The 16,257-nt window shown below is 75.3% G+C and carries 15 protein-coding genes and 1 pseudogene; 14 read left to right on the forward strand and 2 right to left on the reverse strand.

What is annotated here, in order from left to right; translation table 11 throughout:
• Positions 1–4: 4 nt before the first annotated feature.
• The 6 genes from KPF22_RS06030 (at position 5) to KPF22_RS06055 (ending at position 3,733) form a co-directional block, all read left to right on the forward strand.
• A complete protein-coding gene (locus tag KPF22_RS06030; RefSeq protein ID WP_224401430.1) occupies positions 5–295 on the forward strand; it encodes a WXG100 family type VII secretion target in 291 nt (96 codons plus the stop codon).
• A gap of 234 nt (positions 296–529) precedes the next feature.
• Entirely contained in the window at positions 530–973 is a 444-nt protein-coding gene (rplM, locus tag KPF22_RS06035) for a 50S ribosomal protein L13 (RefSeq protein WP_062397782.1), read from the forward strand.
• Between the two features lie 29 nt (positions 974–1,002).
• Positions 1,003–1,569: a 30S ribosomal protein S9 gene (gene rpsI / locus KPF22_RS06040; protein WP_083474823.1), complete on the forward strand. Its 567-nt coding sequence runs from the start codon at positions 1,003–1,005 to the stop codon at positions 1,567–1,569.
• Between the two features lie 11 nt (positions 1,570–1,580).
• A complete protein-coding gene (glmM, locus tag KPF22_RS06045) occupies positions 1,581–2,918 on the forward strand; it encodes a phosphoglucosamine mutase (RefSeq protein WP_224401431.1) in 1,338 nt (445 codons plus the stop codon).
• Between the two features lie 132 nt (positions 2,919–3,050).
• Positions 3,051–3,320, forward strand: a complete 270-nt coding sequence (locus tag KPF22_RS06050; protein WP_208823153.1) for a hypothetical protein — start codon at positions 3,051–3,053, stop codon at positions 3,318–3,320.
• Positions 3,314–3,733 (forward strand): hypothetical protein, encoded by a 420-nt coding sequence (locus KPF22_RS06055; RefSeq protein WP_224401432.1) that lies wholly within the window; start codon positions 3,314–3,316, stop codon positions 3,731–3,733. Before KPF22_RS06050 ends, KPF22_RS06055 begins: the two co-directional genes overlap by 7 nt.
• A gap of 33 nt (positions 3,734–3,766) precedes the next feature.
• On the opposite strand, the gene KPF22_RS06060 is transcribed toward KPF22_RS06055, so the two are convergent.
• On the reverse strand, positions 3,767–4,561 hold the full coding sequence (locus KPF22_RS06060; protein WP_208823149.1) for an IclR family transcriptional regulator C-terminal domain-containing protein: 795 nt from the start codon (positions 4,559–4,561) through the stop codon (positions 3,767–3,769).
• Positions 4,562–4,725: 164 nt separating this feature from the next.
• Here KPF22_RS06060 and shiA point away from each other — a divergent pair, with 164 nt between their 5' ends.
• Positions 4,726–6,066, forward strand: a complete 1,341-nt coding sequence (shiA, locus tag KPF22_RS06065; protein ID WP_224401433.1) for a shikimate transporter — start codon at positions 4,726–4,728, stop codon at positions 6,064–6,066.
• 26 nt (positions 6,067–6,092) lie between these two features.
• Positions 6,093–7,103, forward strand: coding sequence for a zinc-binding dehydrogenase (locus KPF22_RS06070; RefSeq protein WP_224401434.1), 1,011 nt, complete (start codon positions 6,093–6,095; stop codon positions 7,101–7,103).
• A 167-nt stretch (positions 7,104–7,270) separates the two neighbouring features.
• On the opposite strand, the gene KPF22_RS06075 is transcribed toward KPF22_RS06070, so the two are convergent.
• Positions 7,271–8,161, reverse strand: a complete 891-nt coding sequence (locus KPF22_RS06075) for a dienelactone hydrolase family protein (RefSeq protein ID WP_224401435.1) — start codon at positions 8,159–8,161, stop codon at positions 7,271–7,273.
• Positions 8,162–8,279: 118 nt separating this feature from the next.
• Here KPF22_RS06075 and glmS point away from each other — a divergent pair, with 118 nt between their 5' ends.
• From glmS to tsaE, 6 genes and pseudogenes are all read left to right on the forward strand, one after another.
• On the forward strand, positions 8,280–10,139 hold the full coding sequence (gene glmS, locus KPF22_RS06080) for a glutamine--fructose-6-phosphate transaminase (isomerizing) (protein WP_224401436.1): 1,860 nt from the start codon (positions 8,280–8,282) through the stop codon (positions 10,137–10,139).
• Positions 10,140–10,226: 87 nt separating this feature from the next.
• Positions 10,227–11,807 carry an NAD(P)H-hydrate dehydratase gene (locus KPF22_RS06085; RefSeq protein WP_224401437.1) on the forward strand — a complete coding sequence of 527 codons (1,581 nt, stop codon included), beginning with the start codon at positions 10,227–10,229 and terminating at the stop codon, positions 11,805–11,807.
• A 51-nt stretch (positions 11,808–11,858) separates the two neighbouring features.
• Positions 11,859–13,131, forward strand: a pseudogene (gene argG / locus KPF22_RS06090) (argininosuccinate synthase); the annotation flags it as partial.
• 202 nt (positions 13,132–13,333) lie between these two features.
• On the forward strand, positions 13,334–14,530 hold the full coding sequence (alr, locus tag KPF22_RS06095; RefSeq protein ID WP_224401438.1) for an alanine racemase: 1,197 nt from the start codon (positions 13,334–13,336) through the stop codon (positions 14,528–14,530).
• A complete protein-coding gene (locus tag KPF22_RS06100) occupies positions 14,527–15,780 on the forward strand; it encodes an alpha/beta fold hydrolase (protein WP_224401439.1) in 1,254 nt (417 codons plus the stop codon). Before alr ends, KPF22_RS06100 begins: the two co-directional genes overlap by 4 nt.
• Complete coding sequence (tsaE, locus tag KPF22_RS06105) at positions 15,777–16,253, forward strand: tRNA (adenosine(37)-N6)-threonylcarbamoyltransferase complex ATPase subunit type 1 TsaE (protein WP_224401440.1); 477 nt, start codon at positions 15,777–15,779, stop codon at positions 16,251–16,253. Before KPF22_RS06100 ends, tsaE begins: the two co-directional genes overlap by 4 nt.
• Positions 16,254–16,257: the final 4 nt, after the last annotated feature.

Consider the following 16,257-nt stretch of genomic DNA (forward strand, 5'->3'; position numbering starts at 1 on the left):
CACCATGGGATCCGAGATCAAGGTCACCTTCGGCGCGCTCGAGACGGCGTCGGCCGACACCGTCGCGACGACCGCACGCATCAACTCCCAGCTCGAGGACCTCCGGCGGCAACTGGCGCCGATGGTCGCGACCTGGACCGGCGACGCGGCGGCCACCTACCGGGCGTCGCAGCAGAAGTGGGACACCTCGGCGGCCGAGCTGACCACCACCCTGGGCACCATCGGGAAGCTCGTCGGCCAGGCCGGTCAGAACTACCGGGCCACCGAGCAGGCGAACCGGGCCCGGTTCGCCTGACACCCGGTCCGGGGGCCCGGACGACCCCCTTGCGTCCGCCCCCGGAACCGGCGGGTACGCTTGGCTCTCGTTGTGCAGCGGTGGAGACCCGCGGGCGCCGTCCTCCGGCGACAGCGGCGGGATCGAGCGTCCCTCCGGCGTCCACCAGCAGCACGCTGAGGAACCAGAGACTAGAGAGTGGGCCGGAACCCGTGCGGACGGCCCACCAGCCGAGAACGACGACGAGGTAGATCCGTGCCCACGTACAGCCCCAAGCCCGGCGACATCCAGCACGCCTGGCACGTGATCGACGCCGAGGACGTGCGCCTCGGTCGGCTCGCCACCCACGCTGCCACGCTGCTGCGCGGGAAGCACAAGCCGACCTACGCCCCGCACGTCGACAACGGCGACTTCGTGGTCATCGTGAACGCGGAGAAGATCTCGGTGTCCGGCAACAAGCGTGCCGACAAGTTCATCTACCGCCACTCCGGCTTCCCGGGTGGCCTCCGCCAGCGCTCCGTCGGCGAGATGATCGACAGCCAGCCCGACCGCCTCGTCGAGAAGGCGATCAAGGGCATGCTGCCGAAGAACCGTCTCGGCCGCGCCATGGCCAAGAAGCTGAAGGTCTACGCCGGCCCGGCGCACCCGCACGAGGCCCAGAAGCCGCAGCCGTTCGAGATCAAGCAGGTCAGCCAGTGACCACCCCGAGCAACGAAGAGGGACAGCCCGTGACCAGCCCCGAGAACGGACCCGACGAGGTCGTCGACGCGGTCGAGACCGAGGGTGCGGCCGCCGAGGCGACCGAGACCGAGGCCACCGAGACCGAGGTCGCCGACGTCGACTACACCATCGGTGACGCCGCCGACTTCGACGCCGACGAGTTCGCCGCCGAGGCACCCGTGCTGGGCGACCGCCCGGTCCAGACCGTCGGCCGCCGCAAGGAGGCCGTCGTCCGCGTCCGGCTGCTGCCGGGCACCGGTGGGTTCACCCTCAACGGCAAGCCGCTCGAGGTGTACTTCCCGAACAAGCTGCACCAGCAGATCGTGAAGGAGCCGCTGGTCCTCCTCGAGAAGACCGAGCGCTTCGACATCTTCGCCAACCTCAAGGGTGGCGGCACCGCGGGTCAGGCCGGCGCGCTGCGCCTGGCCATCGCCCGTGCGCTGGTCGAGCTGGACTCCGAGGACCGCCCGCCGCTGAAGAAGGCCGGCTGGCTGACCCGTGACGCCCGCGCCGTCGAGCGCAAGAAGTACGGCCTCAAGAAGGCCCGCAAGGCGCCCCAGTACTCCAAGCGCTGATCGCACACCGGATGCCTCGTCTCTTCGGAACCGACGGCGTCCGGGGCCTGGCCAACGGCGAACTCCTCACACCGGAGTTCGCCGTTGGCGTCTGTGCCTCGGCCGCCCGCACGCTCTCGAACGGCTCCGGCCGCCGGCCCCTCGCGGTCGTCGGACGCGATCCCCGCGCGAGCGGCGAGATGCTCGAGGCCGCGGTCGTCGCCGGGCTCACCTCGGCCGGTGCGGACGCGATCCGGGTCGGTGTGCTGCCGACCCCGGGCGTCGCGCACCTGGTCGCCGAGACCGGCGCCGACCTCGGCGTGATGATCTCCGCGTCGCACAACCCGATGCCCGACAACGGCATCAAGCTCTTCGCCGCGGGCGGCCACAAGCTGCCCGACGACGTCGAGGACGCGATCGAGCAGCAGCTGGCCGCCGGGCTCGGCGCCCGCCCCACCGGGGAGGACATCGGCCGCGTCTGGGACGCCCCGGACGCCACCGACGTCTACGTCGCGCACCTGCTCTCCGCCGCGCCCGGCTCGCTGTCCGGGCTGCGCGTGGTCGTGGACTGCGCGCACGGCGCCGCGGCGCTGGCCGCGCCGGAGGCCTACCGCCAGGCGGGCGCGGACGTGATCGCGCTGCACGCCGAGCCGGACGGGCTCAACATCAACGACGGCGTCGGGTCCACCCACCTGGAGCCGCTGCGGTCCGCGGTGCTCGAGCACGGTGCCGACCTCGGCATCGCCCACGACGGCGACGCCGACCGCTGCCTGGCCGTGGACGGGACGGGCGCCGTCGTCGACGGTGACCGGATCATGGCCGTGCTGGCGCTCGCCATGCGCGACGCCGGCGAGCTCGCCCACGACACGCTCGTCGCCACGGTGATGAGCAACCTGGGTCTGCACATCGCCATGCGCGAGGCCGGGATCACGCTGGACACGACCAGGGTCGGCGACCGCTACGTGCTGGAGCGGCTGCGCGAGGGCGGTTTCACCCTCGGCGGCGAGCAGTCCGGGCACGTGGTGCTGCCGGGCCATGCCACCACCGGCGACGGTCTGCTCACCGCCCTGCGGCTCATGTCGCGGGTCGCGCAGACCGGCACGTCGCTGGCCGAGCTCGCCTCGGTGGTCACCGTGCTGCCGCAGGTGCTGCGCAACGTGGCCGTCGCGGACAAGGACGCGGTCGCCGGGTCGGCGGACGTGGCCGAGGCCGTCGCCAAGGCCGAGGCCGAGCTGGGGGACACCGGCCGGGTGCTGCTGCGCCCGTCGGGCACCGAGCAGCTCGTCCGCGTGATGGTCGAGGCGCCCAGTGAGGGCGAGGCCGACGCCGTCGCGGGCCGGCTGGCCGAGGTCGTCGCCGCCGCGCGCTGAGCAGGACACCGCCCGACACCGGGGCCGTCACCCACACCGGGTGGCGGCCCCCACGTCGTGGCGGGTTCGCGATCGCGACCGGGATCCCGGCGACCCGGCCCGGCCGGCCGGACCGGCCGGGATGCTGGCGCGATGAGACCGGAGCTGCTGCGTGACCCCGCCGCGCTGGACCGTGCCGCCCGCGGGCTGGACGACCTCGCCGACGGGCTCCCCGGCACCGTCGACGGGCCCGCGGGGGACCGGGCGGTCCGGCTGCGCCGCGTCGCCGACGAGCTGAACTCGCTCGCCGCCGCGGCCCGGCGTGCCGCGGCCACCGCCCGCACCGCCGACGACGACACCGTCGCCGTCCTGCGCGCCGCCGACCGGCACGTTCCCGCCCCGCCCGGGGCGGGAACGTGCTGATCGACGGGCCGCCCGGGACAGCGGAGCAGGCCGCGGCGCTGCGGGAGCTGGTGGGCAGGCTCGACGACGTCGCGGGGGTGCTCGCGGGGATCCGCACCGCCGTCGCCGACGCCTGGGACGACCCCGCGGGCCGGGAGTGGCTCGGCCGGCTCGACCTCGTCGGGCGGGAGGTGCGCCGGCTCGCCGACGAGACCGCCCACGACGCCGCGCAGCCCCACGACACGCGGCGCCACGATCCGGATTCCCACGACCTGCGGCCCCACGGCGGCGCGCAGCCCGACGGCACCGCGGACCCGGACGTCCCGGGGATGCGGCTGCCCGGGCTCACCGGCATCCGCGTGCCCGACCGTCGCGGCCCGGTGGCGCCGTCGCTCACCCCGTCGTCGGTTCCGGACGGTCCCGCCGGGCGCTGACGGGACCGCCCACCGGATCGCGCGGGCCCGGGGTCACAGGTCCGAGGCCACCAGGTCCGCCTCGATCCCCGCGGCGGCCCGCAGCAGCCGCGGCAGGTGCCGCCCGGTCAGCTCCTCCCGCGACGCCACGCCGACGTGCGTCGACACGTTCACCGCCGCGATCACCCGCCCGGCCCGGTTGCGCACCGGCGCCGCGACGCCGCGCAGGCCGTCCTCCAGCTCGCCCTCGACCAGCGCCCAGCCCTGCTCCCGGGCCCGCACGACGGCCTCGCGCAGCGCGGCCACGTCGCGCACCGTCTGGTCGGTCCGCCGCTGCACGGTCACCGAGGCCAGATGGGCGTCGAGCTCGTCGTCGGGCAGGCCCGCGAGCAGGACCCGGCCCATCGACGTCGCCCACGCCGCGTAGCGGGTGCCGACAGTGATCCGCAGGCCGCTCAGCCGCGAGCTCTGCGCCAGCGCGAGGTACACCACGTCCGGCCCGTCGAGCTCGGTCAGCGACGCCGTCTCCCGCAGCTCGTAGGACATGGACTGCAGGTGCGGCAGCGCGACGTCGACGAGTGAGAGCCCCGACAGGTAGGCGTAGCCGAGCTCCAGCACCCGCGGCGTCAGCTCGAAGCGGTCCCGGCCCGATCGGCGCGCGTAGCCGAGGTCGACGAGGGTGAGCAGCAGCCGTCGGGCGGTGGCCCGGTCCAGGTCGGTGCGGGCGGCGACCTCGCTGAGCGTCATCGACGGCGTGTCCGGCCCGAACGCGCGGACCACCCGGAACGCCCGCTCCACGGCCCGCACGAAGTGGCGCTCCTGCCCTGCCTCGGCCGGCTCTGCCGTCATCGGACCCCTCTCCGGTCGACACCGGGCCCGACACTACCGGCGCGCGTCCCGGCGACCCGGTCTTGCGATCACGCGTCGCCGGCCCGTACGGTTCGTGCGCACAGCACACAGATGTGCGCACAGCGCACAGCTCGTCGTCGCAAGGACGCGCACAGGAGAAGGTCATGACACAGCCGTCATCAGCCCCGGCCGGAGCGCGGCGAGCCGCCGCCGGCTCGTTCGTGGGCGCCGTCGTCGAGTGGTACGACTTCCTGCTCTACGGGGTCGTCGCCGCACTCGTCTTCGGCCCCCTGTTCTTCCCGAGCGAGAGCCCCACCGCCGGCGCGCTGGCCGCGTTCGCCACCTTCGGCATCGGCTTCCTGTTCCGCCCGCTCGGCGGGATCGTCTTCGGCCACCTCGGCGACCGGATCGGCCGCAAGCGCACCCTGGTCTGGACCATTGCGATCATGGGCCTGACGACGGCGGCGATCGGCCTGCTGCCGACGTTCGACCAGGTCGGCTACCTGGCCCCGGTCCTGCTGGTCGCGCTGCGCTGCGTGCAGGGCCTCGCCGTCGGCGGGGAGTGGGCGAGCGCCGCGCTGCTCGCCGTCGAGCACGCCCCGAAGCGGTGGCGGGCGCTGTACTCCAGCGGCGTGCAGGTCGGCTACTCGGTCGCGCTGCTGATGGTGAACGGCGTCGTCGCGATCCTGGTCGCGACGATGGACGAGGGCCCGTTCGAGGCCTGGGGCTGGCGGATCCCGTTCTTCTTCGGCCTGCTGCTGACCCTGGTCGGGCTGTGGATCCGGTCCGGCGTCGACGAGTCCGAGACGTTCAGGAAGGCCGCCGCCGCGCAGGCCGCCGAGCCGGCGGAGAAGCAGAAGCTGCCGGTGCTCGAGGCCCTGCGCCGCCACCCCGGCGCGTTCGCGAAGATCGTCGCGCTGCGCCTGGCCGAGCTGCTGACCATGTACATCGTCGTCACGTTCGCGCTGGCCTACGCCACCGGCCAGTACGGCTTCACCCGCGGGTTCATGCTCGGCGTCGGCCTGCTCGTCGGTGGGCTCGGGATCATCACCATCCCGCTGTTCGGCTGGCTGTCCGACCGCTACGGCCGCCGGCCCGTCTACCTGGTCGGTGCCGTCGTCGCGGTCCTCGCGTCGGTGCCGTTCTTCGTCGCGATGGAGCAGGGCTCGGCCGTGCTGCTGGTGCTGTGCGCGGTGCTGCTGGTCAACATCGGCCACGACGCGATCGTCAGCGTGCAGCAGCCGCTGTTCACCGAGATGTTCGGCGCGCGGCACCGCAACAGCGGCGCGGGCCTGGGCTACCAGCTCGCCAGCGTCGTCGGCGGCGGGTTCACCCCGTTCATCGCCACCGCGCTCGTCGCGCTCGGCGGCGGCAGCTGGTACCTCGTCGCCGCCTACCTGTGCGGCGGCTGCCTGATCTCGCTGCTCGTCGCGGCGTTCATGAGCTACGCCCCGCACAGCGAGGACGAGGACGCGCCGGCCACCCCGGCGGCCTCGCACGCCTGACCGCACCCGACGACCCGGGAGACCCCATGACGACCGCACCGGCCGTGCCCGCCACCACCGTGGCCGTACGGCTCACCGCCCCCGGGCGCCTCGACCCCACCCGGGTCGCGACGCCCGCTCCCGGACCCGGCGAGGTCCTCGTCCGGGTCACCGCCGTCGGCCTGTGCGGCACCGACCTGGCCGTGCGCAGCGGCGCCCGGCCGGTCCCGGCGCTGCCGTGGACGGTCGGGCACGAGGGCGGCGGCCGGGTCGTCGCCGTCGGGGACGGTGTGGACCCGGGCCGGGTCGGCGAGGTCGTCGCGGTGGAGCCGAACATCGCGTGCGGGCGATGCCGGTTCTGCGCCGCGGGCCGCACCTCGGCCTGCCCGGACCGGCGCAGCCTCGGGGTGAACGCGCCCGGGCTGCTCGCCGGGCTCGTCGCCGTCCCCGCCGGGTACGCGCACCCGCTCCCCGCCGGGCTCGACCCGGACCTCGCCGAGCGGGTCGTCGCCTGCGTGGAGCCGTGGGTGGTCACCCGGGCCGCGCTGCGCCGGGCCGCCCCGGAGCCCGGGTCCCGCTGCCTGGTCGTCGGAGCGGGCAGCCAGGGCACCCTGCTGTGCGCGACCCTGCTGGCGGCCGGGCACGTCCCGGTCGTCGCCGAGCCGCACGACGGCCGTCGCCGCCGCGCCCTGGACCTGGGCGCCGAGGAGCTCGTCCCCGGCGAGGTGTTCGCGACGGTGTTCGAGACCTCCGGCGCGCCCGCCGCCTGGTCGACGGCCACCGCGGCCGTCGACCGGGCCGGGACGCTGCTGCTCATCGGCCAGCACGACGGCCCGTCGACGGTCAACACCCACGACCTCGTCCAGCGGCAGGTCACCGTCACCGGGTCGCTGATCTACGACCACCCGCACGACTTCGCCGCCGCGCTCGCGGACCTGCCCGCGGTCGCGGACACCCTCGCCGGGCTGATGGAGCCCGAGCCGTTCGGGCCCGGGCGGGCCGGCGCGGCGTTCGACGCCGTCGCCGGGGCCGACCGGAAGGTGTGGCTGGCGCCCTGAGCGCCCCGTCCGCGCGCTGATCCGCGGCCCCCCGGCGCTGATCCGCGCCGCGCGCGGTGATCCGTTCCGCGCGCGGGTCCGGACGCGCGCGAACGACGGATCACCGCGCGCCGGGTGGATCGTCACGTGGTCCGGGGGGGGGGCGAGCGGGCGGCGGAGGACCGGGGTCAGCCGCCGATGCCGAGCAGGCCCGAGGAGCGCTCCCCGGGCTCCTCCTGGGGCTCGGGGGTGAGGTCCACCACCGGCGCCCCGGGGACGTTCCCCGAGGTCAGCGAGGACACCCGCTTCTCGTTCTGCAGCTCCTGCATGAGGAACGCCGTCACCAGCGCCCGGGTGATCTTCCGGGTCCGGTGCTGCGGGCGGTTCTGCAGCAGGAAGCTCGTCCAGTGCCTGCCCTCGCAGAACCCGAGGTGCCCGGCCTTCTCGATCTCGCGGAGCGTCACGTCGGTGCCGGCCTCGTGCTGGGCGGCGGCGATCCGCTGCGCGTGTCCCTCCATGGGGGCCAGCGAGTCGACGGCGGCGGCGAGGTGCAGCGTCGGGACGGTCACCGCGGCGGCCGCCTCGATCGCGGACGGCTTCACCTCCGACGCGGCGAGGGTCACCAGCGCGCCGAGGCGCTCACGCCGGGCCGCGGCGAGGACGGCGGCGCCGCCCCCGGTGCCGTGCCCGACCAGCGCGGTCTTGCGGGCGTCGACGCTGACGTGGCCGTCGCCGAGCCGGACGCCGACGCACACGTCGAGGACGGTGTTCAGGTCCGTGGCGAACCGGGCGACGCTCGGGACCGGGCCGCGCTGGGTGTTCGGCGCGGCGGCGACGAAACCCCAGGTCGCGAGGTGGCGCAGCAGCTCGTGGTAGCGGTGCGCGGGCTGCAGCCACGCGTGCCCGATCACCACGGCGGGCAGCTGGTAGCCCTCCGCGGGGGTGTAGACGATGCCCGGCAGACCGATCAGGCCCAGGTCGCCGTGCTTCACCGGGTTCGGCCCCGGACGCGACAGCACACCGAGGGCGTCCTTGGCCCCCTTCATCGACGGGGGTCGGGTCACGCTGGTCCGGGCCACGGTCGGCACCGTACCGGTGCAGGTCACCGCGTGCCCGACTCGCACGGACGTCCGGCGTGGCGCCGGACCGACCCCGTCGCCGGAAGATCGGCAACCGGGCGTCGATACGCTCATCCGTATGTGTGGCATCGTCGGTTACGTCGGTCATCGGTCCGCACTCGACGTCGTCCTCGGCGGCCTGCGACGACTGGAGTACCGCGGTTACGACTCCGCCGGCGTCGCGCTGCCGGACGGCGGTGAGCTGCTGGTCGAGCGCAAGGCCGGAGCCCTGGCCAACCTGGAGGCACGCCTCGAGGAGATCGGTCGCGACCGGTTCACCGGGACGTCGGGCATCGGGCACACGCGGTGGGCCACGCACGGCCCGCCCACCGACCGCAACGCCCACCCGCACCGCAGCAGCGACGGCAAGGTCGCGGTCGTCCACAACGGCATCATCGAGAACTTCCTGGAGCTGCGCGCCGAGCTGGAGGCCCGTGGCATCTGGGCGGAGTCCGACACCGACACCGAGACCGCCGCGCACCTGGTGGCGCTGGCCCACGCCGACGGCCCGACGAAGGGCGATCTGCCCGCGTCGGTCCGCGCCGTCGCCCGCCGGCTGGAGGGCGCGTTCACCCTGGTCGTGACGCACGCCGACGAGCCGGAGCGGATCGTCGCCGCCCGCCGCAACTCGCCGCTGGTGCTCGGCATCGGCGAGGGGGAGACGTTCCTGGCCTCCGACGTCGCGGCGTTCATCGAGTTCACCCGCGACGCCGTCGAGCTCGGCCAGGACCAGGTCGTGACGATCACCCGCGACGGCTACGACGTCACCGACTTCCACGGGGAGCCGGTCGGGGTCAACCCGTTCGAGGTGACCTGGGACCTCGCCGCCGCCGAGAAGGGCGGCCACGACTACTTCATGCTCAAGGAGATCGAGGAGCAGCCGACCGCGATCGCCGACACCCTGCGCGGGCACCTCGTCGAGGGCCGGATCGTCCTCGACGAGCAGCGTCTGACCGACCAGGACCTGCGCGACGTCGACAAGGTCTTCGTCGTCGCCTGCGGCACCGCCTACCACTCCGGGCTGCTCGCGAAGTACGCGATCGAGCACTGGACCCGGATCCCGGTCGAGATCGAGCTGGCCAGCGAGTTCCGCTACCGCGACCCGGTGCTGGACCGCTCGACGCTGGTCGTCGCGATCTCCCAGTCCGGCGAGACCGCCGACACCCTGGAGGCGCTGCGCCACGCGAAGGAGCAGAAGGCGCGCGTGCTGGCCATCTGCAACACCAACGGGGCGCAGATCCCGCGCGAGTCCGACGCGGTGATCTACACCCACGCGGGTCCGGAGATCGGCGTCGCCGCGACCAAGACGTTCACCGCCCAGGTCGCGGCGAACTACCTCGTCGGCCTGGCCCTGGCCCAGGCCCGCGGGACCAAGTACCCCGACGAGGTCGTCCGCGAGTACGAGGCGCTGGAGGCGATCCCGGCGGCCGTCGCCGAGGTGCTGGAGTCGCTCGGCGAGGCCCGTGCGCTCGGGCAGGAGCTGGCGCCGTCGAAGGCGGTGCTGTTCCTCGGCCGCCACGTCGGCTACCCGGTGGCGCTGGAGGGCGCGCTCAAGCTCAAGGAGCTCGCCTACATGCACGCCGAGGCCTTCGCGGCGGGCGAGCTCAAGCACGGCCCGATCGCGCTGATCGAGGACGGGCTGCCGGTCGTGGTGGTGATGCCGTCGCCGAAGGGGCGCGCGGTCCTGCACTCCAAGCTGCTGTCCAACATCCAGGAGATCAAGGCGCGCGGGGCGCGGACCGTGGTCCTCGCCGAGACCGGCGACGAGACCGTGCGCCCGTTCGCCGACCACCTCTTCGAGCTGCCCGCGGTGCCGACGCTGCTGCAGCCGCTGGTCGCGACGATCCCGCTGCAGGTCATCGCGGCCGAGATCGCCCGGGCCCGCGGCTACGACGTCGACAAGCCCCGCAACCTGGCGAAGTCGGTCACCGTCGAGTGATCACCGGTCGTGGAGCGGAGCGTCCGCGACGCGGGCGTCCCGCTCCACAACCGTCGATCATGGTCGCCCGGCGCTAGCCTCGCGGCCATGCACGGGCTCCACACCGCGGACCAGGTACGGGCGGCCGAGGCGGCCATGATGCGCACCGTCGGCGACGGGGTGCTGATGCGCCGGGCCGCGGCGGGGCTCGCGCACCACGTGCGGGAGTTCCTCGGCGCGACCTACGGCCGCCGGGTGGTGCTGCTCGTCGGGGCGGGCGACAACGGCGGCGACGCCCTGTGGGCCGGTGCCGAGCTGCGCCGCCGGGGCGCGCACGTCACCGCGGTGCTGCTGGCGCCGGACCGCGCGCACCCGGCGGGCCTCGCCGCGCTGCGCGCCGCCCGCGGGCGGGTGCTGGCCCTGCGCCCGCCCGGCCCGGCCGCAGGCTCCGGCCCCGCGGCAGGCGGCGGCACCGGCAGCGACCCCGGGACCGGCACCGGCGAGACGGCCGGCACCGGCACCCCGGCCGCCGGCGCGCTCGACTCGGCGCGGGCGCTGGTGGCGGGGGCGGACGTCGTCGTCGACGGGATCGTCGGCATCTCCGGGCGCGGTGCGCTGCGCGACCCGGCCCCGGAGCTGGTCGCCGCCGCCGACGGGGCGGGTGTGCCGATCGTGGCCTGCGACCTGCCCTCGGGTGTCGACTGCGACACCGGGGCGACCGACGGGTCGCACGTCCGCGCCGCGCTGACGGTCACCTTCGGCTGCCGCAAGCCGGTGCACGCCCTCGCCGCCCCGCTCTGCGGCCCGGTGCGGCTGGTGGACTTCGGGCTCGGGCCGTTCCTCGAGGGGATCGAGCCGCACGCACGGGTGCTGTCCGACGGCGACGTCGGCGCCCGCTGGCCGGTCCCGGGACCCGACGACGACAAGTACAGCCAGGGCGTCGTCGGGATCGCCGCGGGGTCGGCCACCTACCCCGGCGCCGCCGTCCTCGCCGCGGGGGCCGCGGCCCTGGCCACCTCCGGGATGGTCCGCTTCGCCGGGTCCGCCGCCGACGAGGTCCGCAGGCACTGGCCGGAGATCGTCGCCACCGGCGACATCACCGACGCGGGCCGCACCCAGGCCTGGGCGGTCGGGCCGGGGCTGGGCACCGGCGGACAGGGCCGGGCGGTGCTGGAGGAGGCGCTGGACCGCGACGTGCCGCTCTGCCTCGACGCCGACGCGATCACCCTGCTCGCCCAGCACGCCCACCTGCGGATGCGCATCCACGGCGAGCCCGTCGTGCTCACCCCGCACGCGGGGGAGTTCGCCCGGATCGCGGGCGAGGTCGGGCCCGACCGGATCGGCGCCGCCCGCCGCGCCGCCGCCGACCTCGGGGTGACGGTGCTGCTGAAGGGGAACGCGACCGTCGTCGCCGCACCGGACGGACGGGTGCTGGTCGACCCGGCCGCGGACTCCTGGGCCGCCACCGCGGGCTCCGGCGACGTGCTCACCGGCATGATCGGCGCGCTGCTGGCCGCCGGGCTGGACCCGTGGTGGGCGGCGGGCTGCGCGACGCTGGTGCACGCCCGCGCCGCGACGGCGGCCGCCCGCGAGCACGGGCTGCCGCCGGTCCCGGCGCCGGCGTCGGCGATGCAGGCGGCGATCCCGGTCGCGCTGCGGTCGGTCCGGTCGGCGGCGTCGGGGCGCTGAAGCGGCACACCGGCGGACCTGCGCCGGGAGCGGGTTGTTAGCGTTCCGCGCGTGCCGAAGATCCTGACCAGCCTCCCCGTCGGCGAGCGCGTCGGCATCGCCTTCTCCGGTGGCCTCGACACCTCCGTCGCCGTCGCCTGGATGCGCGAGAACGGCGCGGTCCCCTACGCCTACACCGCCGACCTCGGACAGCCCGACGAGCCCGACCTCGTCGCCGTCCGCGAGCGCGCGCTGGAGTACGGCGCCGAGGCCGCCCGCGTCGTCGACTGCCGTCGTGCACTGGTCGACGAGGGCATCGCCGCGATCGCCTGCGGTGCCTTCCACATCCGCGCCGGCGGGATGCCCTACTTCAACACCACCCCGATCGGCCGCGCCGTCACCGGCACCCTGCTGGTCCGCGCCATGGCCGACGACGGCGTCTCCATCTGGGGCGACGGCTCGACCTTCAAGGGCAACGACATCGAGCGGTTCTACCGCTACGGCCTGCTCGCCAACCCCGCCCTGCGGATCTACAAGCCGTGGCTGGACGAGGCGTTCGTCGACCAGCTCGGCGGCCGCGCGGAGATGAGCGCCTGGCTGGGCGAGCGGGAGCTGCCCTACCGGGACTCCGCGGAGAAGGCGTACTCGACCGACGCCAACATCTGGGGCGCCACCCACGAGGCCAAGAGGCTCGAGCACCTCGACACCTCGATCGAGATCGTCGAGCCGATCATGGGCGTGCGGTTCTGGGACCCGGCCGTCGCGGTCGAGACCGAGGACGTCACCGTCGAGTGGGAGTCCGGTCGCCCCGTCGCGATCAACGGCACCCGCTACGACGACCCGGTCGCCCTGGTCACCGAGGCCAACCGGATCGGTGGCCGGCACGGCCTGGGCATGACCGACCAGATCGAGAACCGGATCATCGAGGCCAAGAGCCGCGGCATCTACGAGGCCCCGGCGATGGCACTGCTGTTCGTCACCTACGAGCGGCTCGTGTCGGCGATCCACAACCACGACTCGCTGTCGGCCTACGAGGAGCAGGGCCGCCGGCTCGGCAGGCTCCTCTACGAGGGGCGCTGGCTGGAGCCGCAGTCGCTGATGCTGCGCGAGTCCCTGACCCGCTGGGTCGGCAACGCCGTCACCGGGTCGGTCACGCTGCGGCTGCGCCGCGGCAACGACTGGTCGGTGCTCGACACCCGCGGCCCCGCCCTGGCCTACGCCGAGGACCGGCTCTCGATGGAGCGCGTCGAGGACGCCCCGTTCACCCCGGGCGACCGCATCGGCCAGCTCACCCTGCGCAACCTGGACCTGGCCGACTCCCGCGCCAAGCTGGAGCAGTACTCGGCCACCGGGATGCTCGGCGGCGAGTTCGGCACCTTCGTCGGCGAGATCGAGGCCGGGCGTGCGGCGGAGATCACCGCGACGCCGTCGGACCCCGACGCCGAGCAGGCCGAGGAGTCCCTCGACCGCGCCGCGATGGAGGCCGGGACCGACTGAGCCGGGCTCGGGACCGGGCCGCGACGGACCGGGATGCGATGATCGGGGCCGTGCTACCCACGACCGACCACGCACCCGGTCCGCGGCCCCGGCCCGGACCGGGCGCACCGGCGGCCGAGGCGGTGGTCGACCTCGACGCCGTCCGGCACAACACCCGGTACCTGTCGGGTCTCGCGTCCGGCGCCGAGACCATGGTCGTGGTCAAGGCAGACGGCTACGGCCACGGCGCCGCCGCCGTCGCGCGGGCGGTGCTGTCGGCCGGGGCGACCCGGCTCGGCGTCGCCACCCTGGAGGAGGCGCTCGCGCTACGGGCCGACGGCGTCGACGCGCCGCTGCTGTCCTGGCTGCACCTGCCCGACGCCGACTTCGCCGCCGCCGTCGCCGCGGGGGTGGAGCTGTCGGTGTCCGGCCGCGTTCACCTCGCCGCGGTGCTGGCCGGTGCCCGCGCCGCGGGCCGCCCGGTCCGGCTGCACCTCAAGGCCGACACCGGGCTGTCGCGCAACGGCTGCCCGCCCGGCGAGTGGCCCGCCCTGCTCGACGACGTCGCCGACGGCGTCGCCGACGGCACCTGCGAGGTCGCGGCGGTGTGGTCGCACCTGGCCGCCGCCGACGAGCCGGGCCAGCCCGCCGTCGACAGCCAGGCCGCGCGGCTGCACGCCGCCGCCGCGCTCGCCCGGGACCGCGGGTTCGCCCCGCAGCTGCACCTGTGCAACTCGGCGGGCCTGATGACCCGCCCCGACCTGCACCTCGACGTCGTCCGGCCGGGGATCGCCGTCTACGGGCTCGACCCGATCGCCCGCCCCGCCGACAGCCCGCTGCGCCCGGCGATGACGCTCCGCGGGCGGGTCGCGCTCACCAAGACCGTCGAGGCGGGCGAGGGCGTGTCCTACGGCCACGAGTGGGTCGCCCGCGAACCGCGCACCCTGGCGCTGGTGCCGCTGGGCTATGCCGACGGCGTCCCGCGCCGGCTCAACGACGGCGGCCGGATGCGCGTGCGGATCGGCGGCTCCGTCCGGCCGGTCGCCGGGCGGGTCTGCATGGACCAGTTCGTCGTCGACTGCGGGCGGCCGGGGGTGCTGCCGGTCGCGATCGGCGACCCGGTCGAGCTGTTCGGCACCGGCGCCGACGGCGGACCGACGGCCCGCGAGTGGGCCGACGAGCTGGGCACCATCCACTACGAGATCGTCACGGGCGTCCGGGGGCGGGTGCGCCGCACGGTGACCGACGGGCGCGGGGGAGTCGCATGAGCCGCAGGGGATGGACCGTCGCCGGGATCGCGGGCGGTGTGGTCGGCGCGGCGGGCGCCGCGGCCGGGGTCGGCGTCGCCGCGCAGCGACGCAAGATCGCCGCCACCCGTCGCAGCCTGGCCACCGAGATGTCCGCGCACGCCGGGACGCCGCCGCCGGGCACCGTCGGTGAGGAGATGTCGGTGATGGCCGACGACGGCGTCCGCATCGCCTGCGAGGTGGTCGCGCCGGCCGACGGCTCGGAGCCCGCGCTGACGGTGGTGCTGGTGCACGGCTTCGCCCTGGACCGGCGCACCTGGTCCGAGCAGCGGCCGCACCTGGCCGGGCTGACCGGCCCGTCGGTGCGGATGGTGCTCTACGACCAGCGCAGCCACGGCCGCTCCGAGCGGGCACCCGCGGACTCCTGCACGATCGACCAGCTCGGCCGCGACCTCGACGCCGTCATCCGCGCGCTGGCTCCCGAGGGGCCGCTGGTGCTGGTGTCGCACTCGATGGGCGGCATGACCGTGATGGCGCTGGCCGAGCAGCACCCGGAGCTGTTCCACGAGCGCGTCGCCGGGGTGGCGCTGGTGTCGACCTCGGCGGGGGAGATGGCGTCCTCGGGGCTGCCGGGCACGTTCCTGTCCCGGCGCAACCCGGTCATCCGGGCCCTCGGCGGGCTCGCCGCGTGGCAGCCCGGCCTGGTCGAGACGGGCCGGCGCGCGCTGGGCGACATCATCTGGGTGTTCACCAAGCGCTTCGCCTACGGCGACCGCCAGGTCGACCCGCGGATGGTCGACCTCGTCGACACGATGATCGACTCGAACGCCGTCGGCGCGCTCACCGACTTCGTCGACACCCTCGGCACCCACGACCGGCTCGCGGCGCTGCCCGGCCTGTCCGGCTGCGAGGTGCTCGTCCTGGCCGGTGACGGCGACCGGATCATCCCGTGGCGGCACAGCGAGGTCATCGCCGAGGCGATCCCGACCGCCCGGCTGGTGCGCCTGCCCGGGGTCGGGCACATGCCGATGCTGGAGCAGCCCGAGGTCGTCGACGCCGAGCTCGACGCGCTGATCGCCCGCACCACCGAGCGCACCGCGGGCGGCGGGCTGCGGGCCAAGCGCCCGCCGCAGCTCACCGACACGACCGACGACGAGCAGGCCGAGGCGGGCGGCGCGCTGCAGGGCCTGCTGCGCAGCGCGGGCCGGGTCCGCCGGGGCAGCCGCACCCCGGCCCGGGCCGGCCGGTCCCGGAAGAAGGACCGGCCGTGATCCCCGCCCCCGGCGCGGACGCCGTCGTCACCGAGCTGCCGACCGTCGCCGACACCGAGGCCTTCGGTGAGACGGTCGGGCGCGAGCTGGTCGCCGGTGACGTCGTGCTCCTGGCGGGCCCGCTCGGCGCGGGCAAGACCGCCCTGGTCCGCGGCCTGGCCCGCGGGCTCGGGGTGACCGGCACGGTGGCCTCGCCGACCTTCGTGATCGCCCGCGAGCACCCCTCCGCGGGCGACGGCCCGGCCCTGGTGCACGTCGACGCCTACCGGCTGGGCGGCCCCGACGGGAACGTGGACGTCGCGGCCGAGCTGGACGACCTCGACCTCGACACCGAGCTGGACCGGGCGGTCGTCGCCGTCGAGTGGGGGGTCGGGGTCGCGGAGCGGCTCGCCGGGTCCGCGGTGACGATCACGCTGGAGCGCCGCGACGACGACACCCGGGTCGCGAGGCTGCGCCGCACCGCGCGTCCGTAGGCTC

Origin of the sequence: Pseudonocardia sp. ICBG1034 (assembly GCF_020131375.1) — a bacterium.
GTDB classification, from domain to species: Bacteria; Actinomycetota; Actinomycetes; order Mycobacteriales; family Pseudonocardiaceae; genus Pseudonocardia; species Pseudonocardia alni.

Excerpts from the sequence above, each read along its gene's own strand:
- KPF22_RS06030 (WP_224401430.1), top strand. The coding sequence starts at position 5 with ATGGGATCCGAGATCAAGGTCACCTTCGGCGCGCTCGAGACGGCGTCG.
- glmM (WP_224401431.1), top strand. The coding sequence starts at position 1,581 with ATGCCTCGTCTCTTCGGAACCGACGGCGTCCGGGGCCTGGCCAACGGC.
- KPF22_RS06050 (WP_208823153.1), top strand. The coding sequence starts at position 3,051 with ATGAGACCGGAGCTGCTGCGTGACCCCGCCGCGCTGGACCGTGCCGCC.
- KPF22_RS06060 (WP_208823149.1), bottom strand. The coding sequence starts at position 4,561 with ATGACGGCAGAGCCGGCCGAGGCAGGGCAGGAGCGCCACTTCGTGCGG.
- shiA (WP_224401433.1), top strand. The coding sequence starts at position 4,726 with ATGACACAGCCGTCATCAGCCCCGGCCGGAGCGCGGCGAGCCGCCGCC.
- KPF22_RS06070 (WP_224401434.1), top strand. The coding sequence starts at position 6,093 with ATGACGACCGCACCGGCCGTGCCCGCCACCACCGTGGCCGTACGGCTC.
- glmS (WP_224401436.1), top strand. The coding sequence starts at position 8,280 with ATGTGTGGCATCGTCGGTTACGTCGGTCATCGGTCCGCACTCGACGTC.
- KPF22_RS06085 (WP_224401437.1), top strand. The coding sequence starts at position 10,227 with ATGCACGGGCTCCACACCGCGGACCAGGTACGGGCGGCCGAGGCGGCC.
- KPF22_RS06100 (WP_224401439.1), top strand. The coding sequence starts at position 14,527 with ATGAGCCGCAGGGGATGGACCGTCGCCGGGATCGCGGGCGGTGTGGTC.